The organism is Bartonella sp. MR90HLJMH, from assembly GCF_042194115.1.
Lineage (GTDB): Bacteria > Pseudomonadota > Alphaproteobacteria > Rhizobiales > Rhizobiaceae > Bartonella > Bartonella grahamii.
The window spans coordinates 1-4,344 of sequence record NZ_JBHIMM010000026.1; the positions used below are offsets into that span (position 1 = coordinate 1).

At 42.3% G+C, this 4,344-nt stretch carries 1 protein-coding gene; it reads left to right on the forward strand.

Annotated elements, in window-relative coordinates; all coding sequences use genetic code 11:
- On the forward strand, positions 1-4,344 hold a 4,344-nt coding region (locus ACFIJ9_RS08540; RefSeq protein WP_375636757.1), incomplete at both ends, for a hypothetical protein.

Below are 4,344 nucleotides of genomic sequence, written 5' to 3' on the forward strand. Positions count from 1 at the left end.
CCGAGAATGTTGCTATTGGTACTAATGTATCAGTACTAGCTAGAGAATCCGTTGCTATTGGTTATCATGCGGAGGTGTCTAAAAAGACCTCTATTGCTATAGGTCGTTATGCGCTCGCTCAAGGAGACGGAAGTATCGCAATAGGTGGTCAAACTGTAGGGGACAACACACCGGTTATCACTTCTTATCGTACATCTACACTGGGAGATCGCTCGATCGCTATTGGTAACAATGCTAGCACTGTTGGTTCGTCTTCTGTTTCTTTAGGTCCATCGGCTACTTCGGTGGGTAAAGTTTCTGTTGCTATAGGTTTGGGTGCTGAGAGCAAAGGAGAAAATGCAATTGCTTTTGGTGCTATTACAGATGCAACTGGTAAAGATTCCGTTGCTATAGGTGTTTATTCACTTACGCAAAAACAAGATAGTGTAGCTGTGGGCAGCGGGTCTCAGGCTATGGGTATCAGCAGTGTCGCAATAGGTGGTGAATATCATAAGAAGGATAAGGAGCATGAGGAGGATGAAAATACATTAGCAAAAGCTGATTATACAACTGTTTTAGGTTCTGTTTCTCAGGCCTTAGGAAAGGGTGCAACTGCTCTTGGTTATCGTGCTAAGGCGATTGATGAGTTCTCCATTGCTTTGGGTTCTTATTCGGAAGCACAGGGAAAGGGAGCTATCACTATAGGTGCCAATTCTGTAGTTTCGGTGGAAGATGGTGTTGCTCTAGGAAGCGGTTCTGTAGCTAATAAGGCTGCTGGTGTTTTTGGTTATGCTCCTTCGCTAGAGAGTGAAGTTGCAGAAAATGATGTGTTTCAGTGGAAAAGTACGCGGGGCGCAGTGAGTGTTGGTGATTATAGTAAGGGTATAACCAGACAAATTACAGGCGTAGCAGCTGGTATCAACGATTTTGATGCAGCCAATGTTGCACAGCTGAGAGATTTAAAAAGATTCGTAAAAGCAAACGGTTGGAAACTCTCTGTTGGCGGTGCAAATGGTACAACTGTTCTTATGGATGGTGATGTAGATTTTTCTGCTGGAAGCACAAATCTTCAGATTGCAAAAGGTGATGAAGACAATAAGTTAAAATTCGATTTAGCTCAAGATGTTGCATTAACGAGCTTAAAGGCAGGCACAAATACCCTAGATGCCACCGGCTTAGTGATTACGGGTGGTCCGCAAATAACGACGGCTGGTATTGGTGCTGGCAGTAAAAAGATAACAGGATTGGCAAAAGGGACTGATGATACTGATGCCGTTAACAAAGGTCAGCTTGATGAAAACGTAACCACTCTTTCTAAAAATATTGAAGACGTGCGTTCTATAGCAGTTTTCTACGATGTAGAAGAAGATACAACAGAAGAGGTCAGTACACTTACCAGAACAGCACCTAAAGCGAAACAAAGCAGTGTGACTTTTGGTGATCCCAAAACAGGCACTGTTGCATTGCATAATGTTGGAATTGGCAAGATTACAGCAGATTCAACGGACGCTGTTAATGGTAGTCAGCTTTATTCGCTTGGCAGCGAGGTTGCTAAGTATTTTGGCGGTGGCGCCAAGTATGATGGTGGCACATGGACCGCTCCTACATTCACGGTTAAATCGGTTAAGAATGATGGTGTTTCTGAAGATAAGGTTTATTCTGATGTAGCATCTGCTTTGAGTGGAGTTGGTAGTTCTATCACGAATGTTCAGAATAAATTGACTGAGCAGGTTAACAATGTGGTTAACAAAGTGGAAAGTGAAAGCTTTGTTCAGCAAGATAAAACAACGCATCTCCTCACTATTGGTGCTAAATCAGAAGGCAGTGAAATCAATATTGCCAATAAGACTGGTGCGGATCGGACTCTTTCCGGCGTGAAGGACGCGACAAAAAACAATGAAGCCGTTAACAAAGGACAGCTTGAGAAAGGTTTAAAGGATCTTTCCGACATTCTTCAGTCTGATGAATCAGCAGTTGTTCATTACGATAAACAAAAGGATGGTAAAGTTGATTATGCGAATATCACCTTGGGTGGTAAAGATAAGACAGCTGTAGGTCTCCATAATGTTGCCGCTGGTAAGATTGCCAAGGATTCACGTGATGTAATCACGGGTGGTCAGGTTAACACAATCGGTGAGGATGTTGCCAAATTTTTAGGTGGTAATGCCTCATTTGAGAAAGGTATTTTTAAAGGACCGATCTATAATTTATCCAGTATTACTACAGATGGTACGGCAACAGAAAAGTCATACAACGATGTTGGTTCAGCCTTTGCTGGTCTTGATACGAGTGTCAAGAATGTGAATGCGCGCATTAAGGAAGTGTCTCAAGGTGTTGCTCAGGATTCTTTGAACTGGAGCAAAACTGCTCATGCCTTTGTCGCGCAGCATGAAAAGAGGGAAGAAAAAGACGGCAAAGTTGTAGTGACACAAGAAAACAGCAAGATAACGTCTCTTGCAGCAGGAGCTATTACGAAAGATTCCACAGATGCCATTAATGGCTCACAGCTTCATTCACTAGGCAATACCGTTGCTACCTATTTTGGCGGTAGCGCAACATTTGCAGATGGTGCTTTTACAGCTCCGACTTATAAGATCTCAAATGTTGCTGAAGATGGTAAGGCAACAGAAAAGTCATACAACGATGTTGGTTCAGCTTTTGCTGGTCTTGATGCGAGTGTCAAGAATGTGAATACGCATCTAACGAATGAGATCAAAAATTTTACTGAAAAAGTAACGAATATTACGCAAGCAGTCCAAGGCGATGCTTTGTTATGGAATGATAAATCCCATGCCTTTGTAGCGCAGCATGAAAAGAAGAAAAAAGAAGAAGACGGCACAGTTGTAGTGACACAAGAAAACAGCAAGATTACGTCTCTTGCTGCAGGAAATATTACGAAAGATTCCACAGATGCCGTTAATGGCTCTCAGATTTATTCTATGAGTGAAATGGTTGGTAGTTATTTTGGCGGTGGCGCTGGATATAATAAAGAAGGCGCATGGATAGCTCCTACTTTCAAGGTCAAACAAATCGGTTCTGATGGTCATATTACTGATGAGGCTTATCAGAATGTAGCGGATGCTTTTTCTAGTGTTGGTAATTCTTTCCAGAGTGTTCATGATGAGATTAACACTATGAGAAGTGATAGTCTTGTTAAGTGGAATGAAGAGAAGAAACTGATCAAGATTGGTGGCGAAAAAGATGGTACGACAATCACTGTTGCTGATAAGGATAGTAAGGATAGAATACTTTCTGGCGTGAAGGATGCAGAAAAGGGCAACGAAGCGGTTAATAAAGCCCAGCTTGATAAAAATATAGATGCACTTACGAATGAAATTGAAGAAGTGCGCTCTGTAGCAGTTTTTTATGATGAGGAAGAAGATACAGAAGAGGTCAGTACACTTACCAGAACAGCACCTAAAGCGAAACAAAGCAATGTGACTTTTGGTGATCCCAAAACAGGCACTGTTGGATTGCATAATGTTGCGGCTGGTAAGATTGCCAAGGATTCACATGATGCTGTAAATGGTGACCAACTTCATTCACTAGGCAATAACGTTGCGACATATTTTGGCGGTGGGGCTGGATATAAAGATGGTACTTTTACAGGTCCTACTTATAAATTATCACACATTGCCACAGATGGAGTTGTGACAGAGAGTTCGTTCCAAGGTGTTGGAACTGCTTTTGCAGGTCTTGATAGCAATATCAAGAATGTGAATGCACGCATTAAGGAAGTGTCGCAAGGTGTTGCTCAGGATTCCTTGTTATGGAATGGTAAAGCCCATGCCTTTGTAGCGCAGCATGAAAAGAGGGAAGAAAAAGACGACGGCACAGTTGTAGTGACACAAGAAAACAGCAAGATCACATCGCTGGCTGATGGTTCTATTGTGGTAGGTTCGAGCGATGCGATTACGGGTGGTCAGATTTATGATCTTCGAAAACAGTTTGCTGGCTATTTTGGTGGCGGTGCTGGTTATAATGAGAAGGGCGAATGGCAAGCTCCAAACTATAACTTATCCAGTATTGATAAAGATGGTAAGGTAACAGATAAATCACACACCAATGTTGGTTCTGCCTTTAAAGGACTTGATGATAATATCAAAACTGTGAACGCTCGCATTAAGGAAGTCTCTGAAGGTGTTGCTCAGGATTCTTTGAACTGGAGCAAAACTGCCCATGCCTTTGTAGCGCAGCATGAAAAGAGGGAAGAAAAAGAAGACGGCACAGTTGTAGTGACGCAAGAAAACAGCAAGATTACGTCTCTTGCTGCAGGAAATATTACGAAAGATTCCACAGATGCCGTTAATGGCTCTCAGATTTATTCTATGAGTGAAATGGTTGGTAGTTATTTTGGCGGTGGCG